The sequence below is a fragment of the Acinetobacter sp. Colony158 genome (assembly GCF_019264745.1).
Classification (GTDB): domain Bacteria; phylum Pseudomonadota; class Gammaproteobacteria; order Pseudomonadales; family Moraxellaceae; genus Acinetobacter; species Acinetobacter ursingii.
Genome location: NZ_CP078523.1, coordinates 1,539,954 through 1,559,662, shown reverse-complemented (window position 1 = coordinate 1,559,662; position 19,709 = coordinate 1,539,954). Strand labels below are relative to the sequence as shown.

The window sequence follows — 19,709 nt, the reverse complement described above, 5'->3', positions numbered from 1 at the left end:
TGCCCCATCCATGCAGTGATTTTGTAATCAAAAAAATTGGACAAATTCATCTATTTTTTTGCATAAAAAAAGACACCCGTAGGTGCCTTTCTTTTTCAATCAATCTTTAAAATTGATCAGAGTTTAATGCCTGACTGAAAGCTTGATCAACATCACTAAAGTCGTTGTGCAATTCATACTCAGCCGCTTCAGCTTCCTGACGACGACGTTCGAGATGATACGCTAGACCCGTACCTGCTGGGATCAAACGACCCACAACTACGTTTTCTTTCAAGCCACGTAAATCATCTTCTTTACCTGTTACAGCCGCTTCAGTTAACACACGAGTGGTTTCCTGGAACGATGCAGCAGAGATGAATGAGTCAGTCGAAAGCGATGCTTTGGTAATCCCCATCAATTGACGTTCAAACTTCGCAGGGAACTTGTTCTGAGCCAAGACTGCTTGGTTTTCTTGAACGACACGGATGTAGTCCACTTGCTCACCTTTGATGAAGCTGGTATCACCACCATCAGTGATATCAACTTTACGCAACATTTGACGTACGATGACTTCAATGTGCTTATCGTTGATTTTTACACCTTGTAGACGATAAACGTCCTGAACTTCGTTCACGATGTAGTTGGTCAATGCCACTTCACCTTTCAAACGCAAGATGTCATGTGGATTTTGTGGACCATCAGAAATGGTTTCACCACGGTTCACATGCTCGCCTTCGAACACGTTGATTTGACGCCATTTCGGAATCAATTCTTCGTAGATTTCAGAACCATCATCAGGCGTGATCACTAAACGGTTTTTACCTTTGGTCTCTTTACCAAAGCTCACGATACCTGATATTTCTGCCAAGATCGCATGCTCTTTTGGCTTACGTGCTTCGAACAAGTCAGCAACACGCGGTAGACCACCGGTAATATCACGAGTACGTGAAGTTTCTTGCGGTACACGACCAATAACATCACCCACACCAATGGTTTCACCATCACGTACGGTTACGATGGTATTTTGTGGCAAGAAGTAGAACTGCTCGCCGCCATCAGTTGTATCCAAGACGATTGCAGGACGTAAATCTTTACCAGACGCAGGACGTGCTGTCACAGGCAAGATTTCAACCGTAGTCATACCCGTCGCATCATCAGTTTTAGACGTTGCAGTGACACCATCCGCAATTTGACTGAATCGCGCTTTACCTGCCACTTCTGTTACAAGTGGATGTGTATGCGGATCCCAAGTTGCGACAATACCGCCTGCTTCAACAAACTCACCGTCTTTCAACAGAATGCTTGCACCATAAGGCAGTTTATAACGCTCGCGCTCACGACCTAACTCATCGGCAATACCAATTTCGCCTGAACGCGAAACAGAAACCAAGTGACCTTTGGCATGTTGTACCGTTTTCACATTATGGAAACGTACAGTACCTTTGTTACGCACTTGTACACTGTTTGCAGCAGAAGTTCGGCTTGCCGCACCACCCACGTGGAAGGTACGCATGGTTAACTGTGTACCTGGTTCACCAATCGATTGAGCTGCCATAACACCAACAGACTCACCTGGGTTAACCTGATGACCACGAGCCAAATCACGACCATAACATTTTGCACAAACACCAAATGACGATTCACATGCGATGACTGAACGAACTTTCACTTCATCGACACCCGCTTCTTCAAGCTGAGCTGCAATTTTCTCGTCAATCAAAGTGCCACGTGGCAATACCACTTCATTGTCCGATGCACGACGTACATCTTCTGCTGTTACACGACCCAATACGCGATCACGTAATGGCTCAATCACATCCCCACCCTGAATGAATGGAGTCATGACTAAACCGCCCGCAGTACCGCAGTCTGGCTCAGTAATTACCAAGTCTTGTGCCACGTCAACCAAACGACGAGTCAAGTAACCTGAGTTCGCAGTTTTCAATGCTGTATCGGCCAAACCTTTACGCGCACCGTGCGTTGAAATAAAGTACTGAAGAACCGTTAGACCTTCACGGAAGTTCGCTTTAATTGGCGTTTCAATGATCGAACCATCTGGTTTTGCCATCAAACCACGCATACCCGCCAACTGGCGAATCTGAGCCGCACTACCACGCGCACCAGAGTCAGACATCATGTAGATGCTGTTGAACGATTTTTGTTTCTCGTCTTCACCCTGTTTGTTCTTCACATTGGTAAATGACAAGTTATCCATCATCGCTTTAGCGACTTGATCGTTAGTACGCGCCCAAATATCGACCACTTTGTTATAACGCTCACCCGCGGTCACAAAGCCTTGTTCAAACTGTTGTTCAATTTCACGAACTTCAGTTTCTGCTTTGTCAATAATGACTTGCTTTTGTGGCGGAATGACCATGTCTTCCATACCCACCGATACACCTGAGCGAGTCGCTTGACGGAAGCCCAAATACATCAATTGGTCAGCAAAGATGACGGTGTCTTTTAGACCTAATTTACGGTAGCAAGAGTTGATCAGTTTTGAGATGTTTTTCTTGGTCATCTCAAGGTTGATCATGTCAAAGCTTAAGCCTTCTGGAACGATTTCCCAAAGTAAGCAACGACCTGGTGTGGTATCCACAATAATGGTTTGCTTTTCGCGCTGACCATTTTCATCAATCACAGTCTGATGCACACGCACTTTAACACGCGCATGGATCGCAACTTTATTGGTGGCCAAAGCACGGTTTACTTCGTGCGTATCGGCAAAAACCATACCTTCGCCTTTGGCATTGACTGCATCACGCGTGATATAGTAAAGGCCCAAGACCACGTCCTGAGAAGGAACGATAATTGGCTCACCATTGGCTGGTGACAAGATGTTGTTGGTTGACATCATCAAAGCACGTGCTTCAAGCTGTGCTTCCAAGGTCAATGGAACGTGTACTGCCATTTGGTCACCGTCAAAGTCGGCGTTAAATGCAGTACAGACCAATGGATGCAAACGAATCGCTTTACCTTCGATCAAAATCGGTTCAAAGGCTTGTAGACCTAAACGGTGAAGTGTCGGTGCACGGTTCAACATCACTGGATGTTGACGAATCACATTCGCTAGAACGTCCCAAACTTCAGGAGTCTCGCGCTCAACCATTTTCTTGGCAGCTTTAATGGTAGTTGCCTGACCAGATGCCTGCAATTTCGCGAAAATAAATGGCTTGAATAGTTCAAGTGCCATCTTCTTCGGAAGACCACATTGATGCAAGCGTAAAGTAGGACCAACGGTAATGACCGAACGACCAGAATAGTCAACACGTTTACCCAACAAGTTCTGACGGAAACGACCTTGTTTACCTTTGATCATATCTGCCAAAGATTTCAATGGACGTTTGTTTGAACCTGTAATCGCACGACCACGACGACCATTATCAAGTAGTGCATCAACAGATTCTTGTAACATACGTTTTTCGTTACGTACGATGATATCTGGCGCTGCAAGGTCAAGAAGACGCTTCAAACGGTTGTTACGGTTAATTACACGACGGTAAAGATCGTTCAAGTCAGACGTCGCAAAACGACCACCTTCAAGTGGTACAAGTGGACGCAAGTCTGGTGGAAGTACTGGCAGTACATTCATCACCATCCATTCTGGCTTGTTGTTTGACTCTTTAAACGCTTCCATCAACTTCAGACGCTTAGACGCTTTTTTCAGTTTCGTCTCTGAGGTTGTTTGTGGAATTTCTTCACGAAGACGTGCGATTTCAGCTTCAAGATCGATGTCTTTCAACAAATCTTGAACCGCTTCCGCACCCATTTTCGCGGTAAATTCATCACCGTGTTCTTCAAGTGCGTTGTAATACTCTTCATCACTAAGCAACTGGTATTTTTCGAATGGAGTCATACCAGGATCAGTTACAACATAAGATTCGAAATACAACACACGTTCGATATCACGAAGTGTCATATCTAGTAATAAACCAATACGGCTTGGTAATGATTTCAAGAACCAGATATGCGCCACTGGCGAAGCAAGCTCGATGTGACCCATACGTTCACGACGAACTTTTGCAGTTGTGACTTCAACGCCACATTTTTCACAAATGACGCCTTTGTATTTCATACGCTTGTATTTACCACACAAGCATTCGTAATCTTTGACTGGACCAAAGATTTTGGCACAGAACAAACCATCACGTTCTGGTTTAAACGTACGGTAGTTGATTGTCTCAGGCTTTTTCACTTCACCGTGAGACCATGACTTAATCATTTCTGGTGACGCAAGACCAATACGGATACGGTCGAATTCAACGGGTGCATGACCGTCAGAATCCGTTTTCTTACGCATGATATCGAGCAAGTCTTTCAATTTTTTTCTCCGTGTGTCAGAGAGCTAGGCTCATCCGACTGGGTCACAAATATTGTTTTTACTGAAATTTGAAAATCTCCCCTAACCCCTCTTTGAAAAGAGGGGCCCCCTTTAACAAAGGGGAATCGAGGGGGATTTAGTCACCATTTTTCAGTTCAATGTTGATACCTAAAGAACGGATCTCTTTGGTCAATACGTTGAATGATTCAGGCATACCCGGATCCATATAATGGTTACCATCTACAATGTTCTTATAGATGCGTGTACGACCTTCAACGTCATCCGACTTCACAGTGAGCATTTCCTGAAGGGTATATGCTGCGCCATAAGCTTCAAGTGCCCAGACTTCCATCTCACCGAAACGCTGACCACCAAATTGAGCTTTACCACCCAATGGTTGTTGCGTTACCAGAGAATATGAACCTGTTGAACGCGCATGCATCTTGTCATCCACCAAGTGGTTCAGTTTCAACATGTACATATAACCTACGGTTACAGGACGGTCAAACTGTTCACCTGTACGTCCATCAAACAAAATCTGTTGACCAGTACGTGGCAATTCAGCCAACTCAAGTAACTCTTTAATTTGACTTTCTTCAGCACCATCAAATACAGGAGTTGCTAGTGGTACACCTTTACGCAAGTTGCCAGCCAATACCAAGACTTCATCATCAGTCAGACTGTTTAGATCTTCTTGCTCACCACCGACCTTGTTATAAATCTTATCAAGGAAGATACGAAGTTCGGCAATGGTACGCTGTTGTTGCAACATCTTATCGATTTGCTCACCCAGACCTTTGGCTGCCAATCCCAGATGTGTCTCCAGAATCTGACCCACGTTCATACGTGACGGTACACCTAACGGGTTCAACACGATATCAACAGGTACACCATTGGCATCATGTGGCATGTCTTCTACAGGCAAGATGTTAGAAACAACACCTTTGTTCCCGTGACGACCCGCCATTTTATCACCTGGCTGGATACGACGTTTAACTGCAAGGTAGACTTTAACGACTTTCAAGACACCCGTCGTTAACTCATCACCCGTCGCTAATTTGCGTTTTTTCTCAGCAAATTTCTCATCAATTTCAGCACTCTTCTCTTTCAAGAATACTTGAATTTGACTTAAACGCTCAGCGATGCCTTCATCACTTGGTTGAATTTCAAGTAAATCGACCAGCTCAAGACCAGACAATAAATCTTCAGTCAGTTTGTCACCACGTTTAGTCGTGCCACCACCATTAGAATCCTGACCTTTTAATAAGCGCACAATACGTTCACGTGCTGCTTCTTCAAAGATTTTGTATTCTTCTTTCAAATCTTTACGGTACGAATCCAATTGCGCTTTTTCAATCGCAAGTGCACGATCATCTTTCTCAAGACCATCACGTGTGAAGACTTGTACATCGATCACAGTACCTTTCGTACCAGACGGAACACGTAAAGATGAATCTTTCACGTCAGCCGCTTTTTCACCGAAGATCGCGCGAAGCAATTTTTCTTCTGGCGTAAGTTGAGTTTCACCTTTAGGCGTTACTTTACCTACCAGAATATCACCCGCGGTCACTTCCGCACCGATATACACAATACCAGATTCATCTAGCTTGGATAGAGCAGCTTCACCTACATTCGGAATATCGGCAGTAATTTCTTCTGCACCTAACTTGGTATCACGCGCAACACATGATAATTCCTGAATGTGAATTGAAGTTAAACGATCTTCCTGCAAAACTCGCTCAGATAACAAGATCGAGTCTTCGTAGTTATAACCATTCCACGTCATGAACGCGACGCGCATGTTTTGACCCAATGCCAACTCACCGCCATCGGTAGAAGGACCATCAGCCAATACATCACCACGACCAACTTTATCGCCCAGATTCACAAGAACTTTCTGGTTAATACAAGTATTTTGGTTAGAACGGGTGTATTTGATCAGGTTATAAATATCAACACCTGCTTCACCCGCGATCATTTCATTTTCATGAACACGAATGACCACACGTGATGCATCAACAAACTCAATCACACCACCACGTTTTGCAATTACACATACGCCTGAGTCACGTGCAACGGTCGCTTCCATACCCGTACCCACAAGCGGTTTATCCGCAAGTAAGGTTGGCACTGCCTGACGTTGCATGTTCGAACCCATTAAGGCACGGTTCGCATCATCGTGTTCTAGGAATGGAATCAATGATGCTGCTACAGAAACAACTTGCTGCGCAGAAACATCCATATGCGTCACTTTTTCAGGAGGCATACGTACAAATTCGCCCTGATGACGGACTGAAACCATTTCTTCAACGAGGTTACCCTCTGCATCAACACCAGAGTCGGCCTGTGCAATCACAGTACCTACTTCTTCAATCGCAGAAAGATATTCAACATCGTCAGTTACACGACCATCGACTACTTTACGATAAGGCGTTTCCAAGAAACCGAAATCGTTGGCTTTTGCATAGACAGATAGCGAGTTGATCAAACCAATGTTTGGACCTTCAGGCGTTTCAATCGGACACACACGACCATAGTGAGTTTGATGTACGTCACGTACCTCAAAGCCTGCACGTTCACGTGTCAAACCACCTGGCCCAAGCGCTGATACACGACGTTTGTGTGTAATTTCAGACAATGGATTGTTTTGATCCATAAACTGAGACAATTGGCTTGAACCAAAGAACTCTTTGATTGCAGCAGCAACAGGTTTCGCATTGATCAAGTCTTGTGGAGACAAGTTATCGGTTTCAGCTTGGCTTAAACGCTCTTTAACCGCACGTTCAACACGCACCAGACCCACGCGGAACTGGTTCTCAGTCATTTCACCAACTGAACGGACACGACGGTTACCCAAGTGATCGATATCGTCGACTTCACCTTTACCGTTACGAATCTCAACCAATGTACGGAGTACATCAGTGATATCCTCATTAGAGAGAATACCTTCAACTTCACGTGACTTTTGATCTGTACCGACTTCGTAAGGACGACCCAAACGACGGTTAAACTTCATACGACCGACAGGTGACAAATCATAACGTTCAGAAGAGAAGAACAAGTTATTAAACAAGTTTTCAGCCGCTTCTTTCGTTGGTGGCTCGCCTGGACGCATTACTTTGTAGATTTCAACCAGTGCTTCTTCACGACCTGATGTAGTATCAGCACGTAAAGTATCCGCAATAAACGGACCATGATCGATATCGTTGGTATACAGGATATTAAACTGCTTCACGCCGCCTTCAGCTAGCTTGACCATGACTTCATGGCTGAGCAAAGTGTTGGCAGGAATGATATCACCATCTTTTAGTGTAATATCTTCAGCAGTGATACGCTCATACAGATACTCATCAGGCACTGAAAGCTTGCTTAGACCAGACGCTTCCATTTGACGAACATGACGCGCATTAATACGTTTGCCTTGTTCTACAATGACTTTACCGTCATTATCAGTAATATCAAACTGCGCCATTTCACCGCGTAAACGTTCAGGCACAAGATCAATTTGGTAGCTGCCCATGTCCAGATACACAGGTACTTTTTCATAGAACAAATCAAGGATTTGCTCATTGTTATAACCCAGTGCACGTAGAATAACCGTAGCCAATAGCTTACGACGACGGTCAATACGCACGTAAACCAAATCTTTGGCATCAAATTCAAAGTCTAACCATGAACCACGGTAAGGAATAATACGTGCTGAATACAGCACTTTACCGCTTGAATGAGTTTTACCTTTATCATGATCAAAGAACACACCTGGTGAACGGTGTAACTGAGATACGATGACACGCTCAGTACCGTTAATCACAAATGTTCCGTTCTCAGTCATAAGTGGCATTTCACCCATATACACTTCTTGTTCGCGAACATCTTTAATTGATTTCGTTTCACGATCTTTAATGATCAAACGAATTTTTACGCGCATTGGTGCCGCATAAGTTGATCCGCGAAGAATACACTCGCGTACATCAAACTCTGGTTTACCAAGACTATACTCAACAAATTCTAAAGCAGCATTGCCAGAATAACTTTCTATAGGAAAAACTGAACGAAATGCGGCTTGGAGACCGATATCTTCGCGGTTTTTCGGTGATTTGCCATCTTGTAAAAACGTTCTGTACGAATCGACCTGAATCGAAAGCAAGTACGGAGCGTCCATGACGCTAGGCAATTTACCAAAATTCTTACGGATCCGTTTCTTTTCGGTATATGAGTATGCCATCTGGAGTCCTCGGAAAGTAAACCAGGCTCGCCTGCAGAACGAGCTTGGATGGAATGACGCAGGCCGATATGGCCACCACTTTTACAAATGCTGCAATTTTTAAGTGGTATTAAAACGCTTAACAATATTTTTAAACCAGAAAAATATTGGTAAGCGTTTGAATTTATTTCATTTGTTCTTTAAATCGAGCGTTTTTATATCAAACAAACAAAAATCGAGCCGATTATTGTAACGCAAAAAGGCTGATGACCCAAGAGCCATCAGCCATTTTATGGGGCCGATTATCAAAAAATCGACCCCTTGATGCATTACTTAAGTGTAACTGTAGCACCAGCTTCTTCAAGTTTCTTCTTAAGCTCTTCGCCTTCTTCTTTAGAAACGCCTTCTTTAAGAACTTGTGGAGCACCTTCAACAAGATCTTTCGCTTCTTTAAGACCAAGACCAGTCGCTTCACGAACTGCTTTAATTACAGCAACTTTGTTCGCGCCGAAAGAAGTCAATTCAACATTGAATTCAGTTTGTTCTTCAGCAGCAGCAGCGCCAGCACCTGGAGCAGCAGCAACAGCTACAGCAGCAGCAGATACATTGAATTTCTCTTCAAAAGCAGAGATTAATTCAACAAGTTCAAGAACAGTTTTTTCAGCAACTGCGTTTAAGATTTCTTCGTTAGTTAAAGCCATGAGAATAACTCCAAATGGATATTGAATAAGGTAAAAGTGTGATTAAGCTGCTTCTGACTCGTTTTTCTCTTTGAGTGCTGTAAGTAAGCGACCCAATTTCGAAACAGGAGCTTGAAGAACAGAGGCAAGCATAGTAAGTGCTTTCTCTTGGTTTGGAAGGTTTGCAATAACGCTAACTTCAGCACCTTGATAAACTTTGCCGTCAAATGCAGCAGCTTTTAATTCAAATGCTTTGTTCGTTTTTGCAAATTCTTCAAACAAGCGTGCAGCTGCACCCATGTCGTCTTCAGAAGTTGAAAAACCAAGAATTGTTGGGCCTACAAGGTTGTCATTCAAGATATCAAATTGAGTACCTTCAAATGAACGTTTAGCCAAAGTATTACGCACGATACGTGTAGTAACACCTAACTTACGTGCTTCAACACGAAGTTGAGTAAGTTTTTCGACAGTTAAACCTTGATAATCAGCAACAACAGCAGAGAACGCTTTAGAAGCAACTTCGTTGACTTCTGCGACGATCTGTTTTTTGCCTTCGATAAGAAGAGCCATTGTAAAACCTCCTAAGGTGACTTATGCATCTGAGCTAGATGCACTCCCAATTCGTAAACCTTTCGGCTTACACGCGGAGGAGGAACAAATCACACCACCGCGTCTACTCAGGCAATCAATTAAGGCCAAAGTCGAAACTCCAACCACCTGAGGTCTTTGACGCTGGCAAATTAATATTTACCAATTCAAAGTCCGCTTGATGACATATTTGAATCCTCAAAGATTCATCAAATACGTATATTCACCAAGACCTTTAAAAATCTTTTAACTAAAATTAGTTAGAAACGTTATTTACATCAACAGTCAAACCAGGGCCCATTGTTGAGCTCAAAGTGATCTTTTTGATATAAACACCTTTAGAAGTTGCAGGTTTTAACTTTTTCAAGTCAGCAACTAAAGTTTCAACGTTTTGACGGATCGCTTCAGCGGTAAAACCCACTTGACCGATCGCAGCATGGATAATACCTGCTTTGTCTACACGGTAACGCGCCTGACCTGCTTTCGCATTTTTAACTGCACCAGCAACATCTGGAGTAACCGTACCCACTTTCGGGTTTGGCATTAAGCCACGTGGACCAAGAATCGTACCCAACTTACCTACAACGCGCATTGCATCTGGAGCCGCGATCACAACATCAAAATCAAGATTACCTTGTTGAATGCTTTCAGCAAGATCATCAAAACCTACGATATCAGCACCTTCAGCCTTAGCAGCTTCAGCAGCAGCACCCTGAGCAAATACTGCAACACGTACAGTCTTACCAGTACCCGCTGGAAGTGTAGTCGCGCCACGAACAACCTGATCAGATTTACGTGGATCTACACCCAGATTAACTGCAACATCCAAAGACTCTTTGAATTTAGCAGCAGGTAGGTCGTTAAGAACTTGTACCGCTTCTTCCAAAGTATAAACTTTGTTAGTATCGACAGCAGCAGCAATGGCTTTTTGACGTTTAGTTAACTTTGCCATGTCTTATAGCTCCACTTCCAAGCCCATAGAACGTGCAGAACCAGCGATGGTACGAACACGTGCGTCTAAATCAGCACCAGTTAAATCTGGTTCTTTCGTAGTCGCAATTTCTTCTAATTGAGCACGAGTCAACTTACCAACTTTAGTTTTGTTTGGTACAGAAGAACCCTTTTGAATACCAGCAGCTTTCTTAAGAAGAATAGATGCAGGTGGAGTTTTCATGATGAAAGTGAACGACTTATCGTTGTACACAGTGATCACGACAGGAATAGGCAAACCTACTTCAAGTTTTTGTGTCGCAGCATTGAATTCTTTACAGAACGCCATGATGTTAACACCACGTTGACCCAAAGCAGGACCAATTGGTGGAGATGGATTTGCTTTACCAGCTGGAACTTGCAGCTTGATATAGCCGTCAATCTTCTTAGCCATTATAGATTACCTCTGGGTACAAACGCCGCTAGGCTCCCCAACATTTACTTCACAACATACAGGATGCTGTAATAACAAATGCCCGATCAGATCGGGCGCTTTCCAACCAATTCAGATTAATTCGCTTTTTCGACTTGACGAAATTCGAGTTCAACCTGAGTTGGACGGTTAAATACATTAATCGTCAACGTTAAACGAGACTTCTCGTACTGAACTTCCTCCACGACTCCTTTAAAGTCTGTGAACGGACCATCAGTCACCAATAATTCTTCGCCTGGCTCAAACATTGTCTTAGGACGAGGTGCTTCACCAGTATTGCGCACACGTGCAAGAATCGCATCAGCTTCTTTTTGTGAAATCGGAGCAGGCTTTTCTGCTGTTCCACCTATAAAGCCTAGAACTTTTGGACACTCTTTAACAATGTGCCAAGTTTCATCGTTCATTTCCATTTCGACCAACACATAGCCTGGAAAGAACTTACGTTCTGATTTACGCTTCTTACCATCCTTCATTTCCACCACTTCTTCGGTAGGAACAAGGACTTCACCAAAGCTATCGGCAACAGCGCTACGTGCAATACGATCATTCAAAGAACGCATTACCTGTTTTTCATAACCAGAATAGGCATGAATAATGTACCAACGTTTCATAGCTCTTTTATCCGATAATTAACTTAATTAACCAACCCAGTCCATAGTCAAAACACCACAATACAATTGCAGTAATAATAACCACTAACAAAACCTGCCAAGATGTGGTCACGGTTTCTTGTTTTGTTGGCCAAGTTACTCGACGCAGCTCAAGTCGCGCATCTTTAAGTAAACGAACAAAGCCTTTACCCTGATGGGTGGCGTATAATAAACCTAAAGCAACAACGATACAAGCGATAATTACACCAACACGCACCCAAACACTATTTGCAGGTGGCCAATACGCAGGTAGATATTGATTCACCATGGCTGCACCAACTAAAAGTACCAGTGCAATCACCCACAGTACAATATCCAACGGCGAACCAGAAGTGACAACTTCGGCAGAATTATTTCTTTGAGGGATTGGCGCGTCGCTTAATGCGTCACGCGATTTATCATTCGACATTTTTTTACTCGTCGTTGAACTCGCGACTTATTATATGACACTTAAGTCAGCATCAAGCTTGTCATAACGTGGCAGGCCAGGAGGGACTCGAACCCCCAACATTCGGTTTTGGAGACCGACGCTCTACCAATTGAACTACTGACCTAGGACACACAAGCCGAGAGTCTAGACTCTCGGCTAAAAAATTGCAACCGTATAAAGTGATTATGCAGTTACTTTCGCAACAACACCAGCACCTACAGTACGACCACCTTCACGAATCGCAAAACGTAGACCTGGGTCCATTGCGATCGGGTGGATCAATTCTACTGACATTTCTACGTTGTCACCTGGCATAACCATTTCCACGCCTTCTTTCAACTGGATTGCACCAGTTACGTCAGTGGTACGGAAATAGAACTGTGGACGGTAACCATTTAGGAATGGAGTATGACGACCACCTTCTTCTTTAGAAAGTACGTATACTTCTGCGTCAAATTTAGTGTGTGGCTTGATCGCACCTGGCTTAGTCAATACTTGACCACGTTGTACGTCTTCACGCTTAGTACCACGTAACAACACACCACAGTTCTCGCCTGCACGACCTTCGTCAAGCAGTTTACGGAACATTTCAACGCCAGTCACTGTCGTAGTTTGAGTATCACGGATACCCACGATTTCAACTGACTCACCAACTTTAACAATACCTGATTCTACACGGCCAGTTACTACTGTACCACGACCAGAAATTGAGAATACGTCTTCGATTGGCATCAAGAATGCTTTGTCGATTGCACGCTCTGGCTCTGGGATATAAGAGTCAAGTGCAGCAACGAGGTCAAGAACTGATTTCTCGCCGTATTCGCCAGCGTCGCCTTCCAACGCTTTAAGCGCAGAACCACGGATTACTGGAGTGTCATCACCTGGGAAGTCATAAGTAGAAAGAAGTTCACGAACTTCCATTTCTACTAGCTCAAGAAGCTCTTCGTCGTCTACTAGGTCGCATTTGTTTAAGAATACGATGATGTAAGGTACACCCACCTGACGAGAAAGAAGAATGTGTTCACGAGTTTGTGGCATTGGACCATCAGTCGCAGCACATACAAGGATCGCACCATCCATCTGAGCAGCACCAGTGATCATGTTTTTAACATAATCGGCGTGACCTGGGCAGTCTACGTGCGCGTAGTGACGAATTGGAGAATCGTATTCTACGTGTGAAGTATTAATGGTAATACCACGTGCTTTTTCTTCAGGAGCTGAGTCGATTTGTGAGTAATCTTTCGCTTCACCGCCGTAAGTTTTCGCACAGATTGTTGCGATTGCAGCAGTAAGAGTTGTTTTACCATGGTCAACGTGACCAATTGTGCCCACGTTTACGTGTGGTTTATTACGTTCAAACTTGGCTTTAGCCATGATGATCATCCTCATTTAAGTCGAAAGCAAGCTACAAGAGGCTACAAAAGGCACCGAAGCTACACAGCACATCGACATTAGTCTAAAAAAACAGACGCCCAATACTTTAAAAGCAGACTAATAAGCCTGCTTTTGAAATTTTTGTGAATTTTCATTCACCAAACTGTATCTGGAGCTCTTATCGAGATTTGAACTCGAGACCTCTCCCTTACCAAGGGAGTGCTCTACCACTGAGCTATAAGAGCGATAATCCTTCGATGGAGCGGGAGACGAGGATCGAACTCGCGACATGCAGCTTGGAAGGCTGCCACTCTACCAACTGAGTTACTCCCGCACAGCGTTGGTACATTTACCACTTCAATCGAAGTTAATGGTGGTGAGAGAAGGATTCGAACCTTCGAAGCTTACGCGACAGAGTTACAGTCTGTTCCCTTTGACCGCTCGGGAATCTCACCAATATCACACTTAACTTTCAGTGTTAGTTCTTTACTTCACTTACGCTACACTTTAAAATGGTGCCGGCACACGGATTCGAACTGTGGACCTACTGATTACAAGTCAGTTGCTCTACCAACTGAGCTATGCCGGCGTTTCTTAGTGTTTCGTACGTTTCGTATCGGAACGGTGTGCAGTTTAGCAAAACTCAGAAACGATGCAAGCGGTTTTTTCAAAAAAACCGCTAAAAACTCATAAAATCAATCCGTTTGACGATAATTCAACCGCTTTGATCACTGCGCGAGCTTTTATTTGGGTTTCATTCCATTCTGACTCAGGATTTGAGTCCGCAACCAACCCCGCTCCTGCCTGTACATAGACTTTATTATGACGAATAACGCAGGTACGGATCGCAATCGACATGTCCATTTCACCATGCCAACCCAAATAACCCACTGCCCCACCAAAAATTCCGCGCTTTACTGGCTCTACTTCGTCAATAATTTCCATCGCACGAATTTTTGGCGCGCCAGATAAGGTTCCCGCAGGGAAAGTGGCTTTGAAGACATCCAAAGCATCTATGTCATCACGTACTTCACCCTGTACATTCGAGACAATATGCATCACATGTGAATAACGTTCGATCACCATACGGTCAGTCACTTGAACTTTGCCTATTTTAGAGACACGCCCAACATCATTACGACCCAAGTCAATCAGCATCAAATGTTCAGCAATTTCTTTTTCATCGTTCAATAGTTCTTGCTCTAAAGCCAAATCTTCTTCTTTGGTTTTACCGCGAGGCCGTGTGCCTGCCAGTGGGCGCACAGTCGCAATACCCTCTTCAAGTCTGGACAAGATTTCAGGTGAAGACCCGACAATATGAAAAGGTTGATCATCGGTCAATGTTCTGCCCTGAACCAAAAACAAGTAAGGCGATGGATTTAAATGACGTAAGGCACGATACACCTGTAAAGCATCACCATCAAAATCTGAGACCATGCGATGCCCCGGTACTACCTGCATCACATCCCCAGCTCGGATATATTCTTTGACGGTTTCAACAGAGGCCAAAAAGTTGTCTTTACCTGTTAAAGATTCAAAATGGGGTGCGGTGTGCGCTTTGGCTTGCAAACTGACAGGAGTTGCCAATAATCTTTCTAAAGAATCCAGTTGATTTTGCGCGGATTGGTAAGCTTCTTCATCCTGTGTGTCGGCATGAACGATTAAGAAAAGTGTATCTTTTAAATTATCAAAAATAATGACTGTTTTAGATAACATCATCCAAATATCAGGCAAACCGACTGGATCTGCTTCAGGCACATTATTTAACCGTGGTTCGATATAACGTACCGCATCGTAACCAAAATATCCTACCAGACCACCTGTAAATTGCGGTAATGCTGGAATCAAAGCATGTGGAGGAACTTTAAACTGGCTTTGATAGTCACGAATATATTGAAAAGGGTCAGCGCATTGCTGCGTTTCGATTTGACCTTGTGCATTTTTAATAGTGAGCTGTCCTGCATTGCAGGAAAAAACGGTTGATTCACCTAAACCAATAATGGAGTAACGCGCCCAGTTTTCGCCCCCCTCAACCGATTCAAATAAATACGCTTGGGTATGATCTTTGAGTCGTGCAAAAACAGAAAGTGGGGTTTCAGTATCTGCCAAACGCTGGCGATAAACGGGAATAGTGTTATAGCCCGCCGCTTTTAACTGTTCAAACTGTGCAAGTGTTGTCATGAATTTCTCTCAATGGTTTCTAGTTAAGCACGATAATGTTGATAAAAGACGCGATTATCGCCATCGAAAAACCTGAACCAAACTCATTCCACACTCCTTATTCACTCTTTGATAAAAGACTTGATTTAAACCAATAATTGATCCAAACGATCGACCACTTGTTGCGGATCACTATCGTAAATACTCTCTCCATGATTATAGCCATAGCTGACTACAATACAATCGATACCTGCACGTCGAGCCGCTTCGATATCATTTTTCGAATCCCCCACCATTAAGGTTTGTGGCTGCGTAGTATTAAAGACTTGCATACTATGCAATAACGGCAACGGATCTGGTTTACGTAATGCCAAGCTGTCTCCGCCCACGACCAGAGGAAAATAATGATCGATCTGTAATTTCTGTAATAGCTCTTTGGCTAAATGCTCGGGTTTATTGGTGACACATGCCATCTCTATATGACGATTTTTACACGTTTCTAAAAAAGTCTGTACACCATCAAATAGACGGCTATAAACACACAACTCCTGCTCATAAACTTCCAAATATTTTTTTAAGAGTTGTTGATGTTTCTCAGGTTCAATTTGACCAAATAAAAACTGTAAAACGGCATCGCAGAGTTTGCCTGTACCCTGTCCCACCCATTGTCGAACCTGTACTTCCGTCACCGCCGCCCAACCGAGCTGCTCTAAACTTAAATTCATAGAGTGATACATATCCGAGGCGGTATCGACTAGGGTTCCATCCAGATCAAATAAAATGAGTTTACGCTGTTCAAGTTGTAACAATGACATCACATATCCTGCTTTCAATTTTTTAAATATTCAATAAATAAAGGCATGCCGATGCATGCCCTCAATCTCAAAGGCAAGGCCTGCTTATTTGAAAAATAGCCAAGCCAGTACTGCAAGAATAATAATCACAACCACCGTCATGAGCCCAACAGATGCATTTTTTTGCTGCTCTTTTTCCTGCTCAACTCGAGATACAGGCTGCTCAATTGGCTTTGGTGCAGGTTCGACTTGGGTCTTAACCTCTGCACCTTCTGGAATCGGTGCAGGTTTCGGCACACCAACCGACTGCGGCATACCTTCACGACTAACGGATGTTTCTGCGGCACGTTCAGTCAGGCTAGGCATCCCTGCATCATTCATTTGTTGCGCTGGGGTTTTGAGTACTTGTTGTTCTGATGTCTCTGCCACAGGCTCTACTTCAATTTCTGGCAAATCCTGATTTTGCTGTGCTGGTGCTAAAACCGAAAATTTGAGTCCTGCAAATTGAACAATATCACCTTCGTGCAGTTGTACTTCCTGCTCAATGCGCAAGTCATTGACAAAGGTACCATTTGAAGAGTTTAAATCTTGCACCCAAAGCTGATCATCTTTTAACAGAAGTGCTGCATGTTTACGTGAAACCTCAGCGGCTTGTAAAACCAGATCTGCATCCTGACCACGTCCAACCAGTAAATCGTGATCGACACTTATTTCCTGCCCCGTAAACTCACCCGTAATCGCCTGTAACTTCCAAGTCATAACTAAACTCTCTAATTTTGATTTGATCACATCATAACATGCTCAAAATACGATTTCGTGCCGATCCTGTTAAGATGCCGGTCGTACTGTAGTGGTGGTCACGGTATTTTTAGTTCGTTCAACCTCTTTTGCAGGTAAAGTAATAGATTGTCGCTGCACAGCAGGCTCAACGGCAACTGGCGTGGCAATAACCTGATTTTGCCCCGAAGATGGAACTTGCTGATAATTTGGATTCTGCGCTTGTGCAAGCACTTGCGGAGTTGAAGGTTGATAAATATTTTCAACATTCTCAGGAAGCTTGGCGAAATTACCCTCCTTATCCATCGCTAACTGAAGGCTATAAAGTCGATTGTAGCGTTGCTGCGAAATACGACGTACATCATCCGCATCTCCCACAATGGTTGGATGAATAAATACCAGCAAATTACGCTTTTCATTACTGCGTGCATCCGAACGGAATAAGCGACCTACATAAGGAATACTGCTTAAACCCGGAATGCCTTGACGCGAAAGCAAGGTGTTATCTGATATCAAACCACCCAATACCACGGTTTGCCCATGTTCAGCCAACACCGACGTTTTGATCGCACGTTTACTAGTTATTAAATCAGTCGCTTCACCTTTATCCTGAACCGCAGACACTTCCTGTTCCACTTCCAGACGCACCGTGCCATTATCACCAATATGCGGTACAACTTTAAGCGTGATCCCCACATCCTTACGTTCAACAGTAGTATAAGGATTAATACCAGTACTGTTCGTTGTTACCGAACCTGTAACAAAAGGAACGTTTTGCCCCACCACAATATAAGCTTCTTCATTGTCCATGGTAACAATGGACGGAGTAGATAACAGATTAGACTTGGTATTGGTTTTAAGTGCCTGAATGAGCGCACCATAGGCTTTACGCGAATCAAAATTCCCTAGCCCAATCGTAGCTCCATTGCCTTTATTGGTGCCACCCGCAATGGCCGCAGCAGCGCCCGCTGTACCACCACTGGCATAACCTGCCGCAATGGAAGCCAGACTCGCGCCTACATTGCCAAAGCTAATTAGCCCGACCCCACTACTTAAATCACCCAGTGCCCATTGAATACCCAATTGATCTGAATCATCACCCGATACTTCAATAATGGCAGCTTCAATCAATACTTGTTCACGACGAATATCCAGTTGTTGAATAGAGGATTCAATTTCGCGCATCAACTGTGGCTCTGCTTTGACCACCAATGCATTTTGCGAGCTGTCTGCAATAATGCTGACACCGTTATTGCTAAAACTGGTAATTGAGTTTTGATTTTGGTTGGAACTTGAGCCACTGTTTAAGTTAATCGATGGCGTTGAAATCGAGCTACTACCTGAGCTCGAACCATTATTCTGATTGTTAATTAGGCCATTAATAGCATTATTATTGTTATTCGAGCTTGAGCTAGCAGCACTATTACGACCAGTACTGTTCGAGCCTGAAACCGATTGCCCTGTCACCAAGCCTTGTAGAATTTCTGCGAGATTCTTGGCACTGGCATATTTGAGACGAAAAACCTTTAGACCACCCAAACGGTCAGCCGAAGGGACATCCAGTGTTTCAATCAAATTACGAATACGTTTACGACTGCCTGTATCTCCCTTGACCAAAATTCGATTGGTTCGAGTATCCGCAATAATCCGCACACGAGAACCATTGAGATCTTTTGATGCACCCGTTGAACTCATCGATTCCAGCAGACCTATGATTTCTTCTGCCTGACTATTTTGTAGGGCAACCGCTTCGACATCATTTTGCCCAGTACCATCCAGATTACGAATAATGGTTTCAAGCTGAGCAATATTGGCTGCGCGATCTGAAACAATAAGTGCATTGGTTCCTGGCACGGCAGCCAGATTGGCAAATTGCGGCATCAATGGGCGTAATGCAGGGATCAGATCATTTGGGTTGGTATTTTCCACCCAGATCACGCGAGTGACCACTTGATCGCCTCGTGCATTATTGCGCGCATCATAAGGCACACCTGAGTTTTTGACATTGCTATCTGGAACCAGTTTCACGGTATTACCAGAAGGAACAGCGACCACGCCATTGACGTTTAAAACCCCTAAAAATAGGTCATAAACTTCATTTTTATTTAAAGGCTTATTGGAAATAACCGTCACGTTACCGCGAACACGCGGATCGACCGCAAAGTTTTTCCCTGTAATATCCGCCACTTCATTAATAAATGCAGTTAAATCAGCATCGCGTAAGTTAATCTTCCATGTTTGTGCAAAGGCACTTGTACTAATAGCTGCCATCACTGGAGCGGCTGCCAGTAAAGTCCAAAGTGGACGATGATGATTCAATAAAGCCATA

Annotated in this window: 13 protein-coding genes and 5 tRNA genes; all 18 read right to left on the bottom strand. The window is 43.8% G+C overall.

Features of this window, described 5'->3' with window-relative positions; genetic code table 11:
• Positions 1 to 106: 106 nt before the first annotated feature.
• Entirely contained in the window at positions 107 to 4,300 is a 4,194-nt protein-coding gene (gene rpoC, locus JR005_RS06375; protein ID WP_004995284.1) for a DNA-directed RNA polymerase subunit beta', read from the bottom strand.
• A 136-nt stretch (positions 4,301 to 4,436) separates the two neighbouring features.
• Entirely contained in the window at positions 4,437 to 8,525 is a 4,089-nt protein-coding gene (gene rpoB / locus JR005_RS06370; RefSeq protein WP_004995287.1) for a DNA-directed RNA polymerase subunit beta, read from the bottom strand.
• 308 nt (positions 8,526 to 8,833) lie between these two features.
• The gene (gene rplL, locus JR005_RS06365) at positions 8,834 to 9,205 is read right to left on the bottom strand and encodes a 50S ribosomal protein L7/L12 (RefSeq protein ID WP_004985065.1); all 372 of its coding nucleotides are present in this window, start codon (positions 9,203 to 9,205) and stop codon (positions 8,834 to 8,836) included.
• Between the two features lie 42 nt (positions 9,206 to 9,247).
• The gene (gene rplJ, locus JR005_RS06360) at positions 9,248 to 9,754 is read right to left on the bottom strand and encodes a 50S ribosomal protein L10 (RefSeq protein ID WP_004985064.1); all 507 of its coding nucleotides are present in this window, start codon (positions 9,752 to 9,754) and stop codon (positions 9,248 to 9,250) included.
• A 274-nt stretch (positions 9,755 to 10,028) separates the two neighbouring features.
• Positions 10,029 to 10,724 (bottom strand): 50S ribosomal protein L1, encoded by a 696-nt coding sequence (gene rplA / locus JR005_RS06355; protein WP_004985063.1) that lies wholly within the window; start codon positions 10,722 to 10,724, stop codon positions 10,029 to 10,031.
• Positions 10,725 to 10,727: 3 nt separating this feature from the next.
• On the bottom strand, positions 10,728 to 11,156 hold the full coding sequence (gene rplK / locus JR005_RS06350) for a 50S ribosomal protein L11 (RefSeq protein WP_004637639.1): 429 nt from the start codon (positions 11,154 to 11,156) through the stop codon (positions 10,728 to 10,730).
• A 116-nt stretch (positions 11,157 to 11,272) separates the two neighbouring features.
• On the bottom strand, positions 11,273 to 11,806 hold the full coding sequence (gene nusG, locus JR005_RS06345; RefSeq protein WP_004985062.1) for a transcription termination/antitermination protein NusG: 534 nt from the start codon (positions 11,804 to 11,806) through the stop codon (positions 11,273 to 11,275).
• A 7-nt stretch (positions 11,807 to 11,813) separates the two neighbouring features.
• Positions 11,814 to 12,254, bottom strand: a complete 441-nt coding sequence (gene secE / locus JR005_RS06340; RefSeq protein ID WP_004995290.1) for a preprotein translocase subunit SecE — start codon at positions 12,252 to 12,254, stop codon at positions 11,814 to 11,816.
• Positions 12,255 to 12,323: 69 nt separating this feature from the next.
• Positions 12,324 to 12,399: transfer RNA gene (locus JR005_RS06335), tRNA-Trp, on the bottom strand.
• Between the two features lie 59 nt (positions 12,400 to 12,458).
• Complete coding sequence (tuf, locus tag JR005_RS06330; protein WP_004991043.1) at positions 12,459 to 13,649, bottom strand: elongation factor Tu; 1,191 nt, start codon at positions 13,647 to 13,649, stop codon at positions 12,459 to 12,461.
• A 170-nt stretch (positions 13,650 to 13,819) separates the two neighbouring features.
• Positions 13,820 to 13,894, bottom strand: a tRNA-Thr gene (locus JR005_RS06325).
• 13 nt (positions 13,895 to 13,907) lie between these two features.
• Positions 13,908 to 13,983: transfer RNA gene (locus JR005_RS06320), tRNA-Gly, on the bottom strand.
• A gap of 37 nt (positions 13,984 to 14,020) precedes the next feature.
• Positions 14,021 to 14,104, bottom strand: a tRNA-Tyr gene (locus JR005_RS06315).
• A 58-nt stretch (positions 14,105 to 14,162) separates the two neighbouring features.
• A tRNA-Thr gene (locus tag JR005_RS06310) sits at positions 14,163 to 14,238 on the bottom strand.
• Between the two features lie 98 nt (positions 14,239 to 14,336).
• Positions 14,337 to 15,830 carry an anthranilate synthase component I gene (gene trpE / locus JR005_RS06305; protein WP_004995292.1) on the bottom strand — a complete coding sequence of 498 codons (1,494 nt, stop codon included), beginning with the start codon at positions 15,828 to 15,830 and terminating at the stop codon, positions 14,337 to 14,339.
• Between the two features lie 125 nt (positions 15,831 to 15,955).
• Positions 15,956 to 16,624, bottom strand: a complete 669-nt coding sequence (locus JR005_RS06300) for a phosphoglycolate phosphatase (protein WP_004995294.1) — start codon at positions 16,622 to 16,624, stop codon at positions 15,956 to 15,958.
• 84 nt (positions 16,625 to 16,708) lie between these two features.
• Positions 16,709 to 17,362 carry an FHA domain-containing protein gene (locus tag JR005_RS06295; protein WP_004995296.1) on the bottom strand — a complete coding sequence of 218 codons (654 nt, stop codon included), beginning with the start codon at positions 17,360 to 17,362 and terminating at the stop codon, positions 16,709 to 16,711.
• Positions 17,363 to 17,431: 69 nt separating this feature from the next.
• A complete protein-coding gene (gspD, locus tag JR005_RS06290; protein ID WP_218665733.1) occupies positions 17,432 to 19,708 on the bottom strand; it encodes a type II secretion system secretin GspD in 2,277 nt (758 codons plus the stop codon).
• Position 19,709 lies beyond the last annotated feature (1 nt).

Bases quoted from the DNA above. Each gene is read 5' to 3' on its own strand.
- rpoB (WP_004995287.1), bottom strand. From the start codon at position 8,525: ATGGCATACTCATATACCGAAAAGAAACGGATCCGTAAGAATTTTGGT.
- rplL (WP_004985065.1), bottom strand. From the start codon at position 9,205: ATGGCTTTAACTAACGAAGAAATCTTAAACGCAGTTGCTGAAAAAACT.
- rplJ (WP_004985064.1), bottom strand. From the start codon at position 9,754: ATGGCTCTTCTTATCGAAGGCAAAAAACAGATCGTCGCAGAAGTCAAC.
- rplA (WP_004985063.1), bottom strand. From the start codon at position 10,724: ATGGCAAAGTTAACTAAACGTCAAAAAGCCATTGCTGCTGCTGTCGAT.
- rplK (WP_004637639.1), bottom strand. From the start codon at position 11,156: ATGGCTAAGAAGATTGACGGCTATATCAAGCTGCAAGTTCCAGCTGGT.
- nusG (WP_004985062.1), bottom strand. From the start codon at position 11,806: ATGAAACGTTGGTACATTATTCATGCCTATTCTGGTTATGAAAAACAG.
- secE (WP_004995290.1), bottom strand. From the start codon at position 12,254: ATGTCGAATGATAAATCGCGTGACGCATTAAGCGACGCGCCAATCCCT.
- tuf (WP_004991043.1), bottom strand. From the start codon at position 13,649: ATGGCTAAAGCCAAGTTTGAACGTAATAAACCACACGTAAACGTGGGC.
- trpE (WP_004995292.1), bottom strand. From the start codon at position 15,830: ATGACAACACTTGCACAGTTTGAACAGTTAAAAGCGGCGGGCTATAAC.
- JR005_RS06300 (WP_004995294.1), bottom strand. From the start codon at position 16,624: ATGTCATTGTTACAACTTGAACAGCGTAAACTCATTTTATTTGATCTG.
- JR005_RS06295 (WP_004995296.1), bottom strand. From the start codon at position 17,362: ATGACTTGGAAGTTACAGGCGATTACGGGTGAGTTTACGGGGCAGGAA.
- gspD (WP_218665733.1), bottom strand. From the start codon at position 19,708: ATGGCTTTATTGAATCATCATCGTCCACTTTGGACTTTACTGGCAGCC.